General features: G+C 43.9%; 2 protein-coding genes. Both read left to right on the top strand.

All coding sequences use genetic code 11. The features are described from left to right. A partial coding sequence (locus tag PZH32_RS11220; protein ID WP_275208331.1) for an aldo/keto reductase occupies positions 1–229 on the top strand: 229 nt, incomplete at its 5' end. Positions 230–262: 33 nt separating this feature from the next. Continuing rightward, the coding region (locus PZH32_RS11215; protein ID WP_275208330.1) for a cytosine permease at positions 263–519 on the top strand (257 nt) is incomplete at its 3' end.

The raw sequence follows: 519 nt of genomic DNA, 5'->3' as shown, positions 1-519 counted from the left end.
AAAAGTAATGCTTCTTTTAAGAACAATGGATCAGATCAGAGAGGAACGAAATGTTCCATTGTCGCAGATTGCATTGAACTGGACCTTGCAGAGACCTTTTATTTCTTCTTGTATTATAGGAGCGCAGAGCCGCGATAAAATTGAGGAGAACTGCAAGGTATTTGAGTGGAAATTAAGCGATGATGAGATGCAGCTGCTGGAACAGGCTTTGAAAAATACTATTATATAAGACTACAAAGGAAGACGAGGAGGAATAAACATTATGGAAGAGAAGCGTACCGGCTTATTTGAAAATGGTCTGATCTGGTTCGGCGCAGGGGTTTCGATCGCAGAGATCCTGACCGGAACATATCTGGCCCCGCTTGGCATGGGAAAAGGACTGGCGGCAATCATAGTAGGACACATCATTGGTTGTTTGATGCTGTTCCTGGCAGGAGTGATCGGCGGAAAAGTCAGAAAGAGTGCAATGGAGACTGTAAAGATGAGCTTTGGACAGAAAGGAAGTATCCTTTTTGCGGT

Source organism: Adlercreutzia equolifaciens (genome assembly GCF_029076695.1).
Lineage (GTDB): Bacteria > Actinomycetota > Coriobacteriia > Coriobacteriales > Eggerthellaceae > Adlercreutzia > Adlercreutzia equolifaciens_A.
The sequence above is the reverse complement of the archived record's forward strand: the minus strand, read 5'-3'. Positions and strand labels throughout refer to the sequence as shown.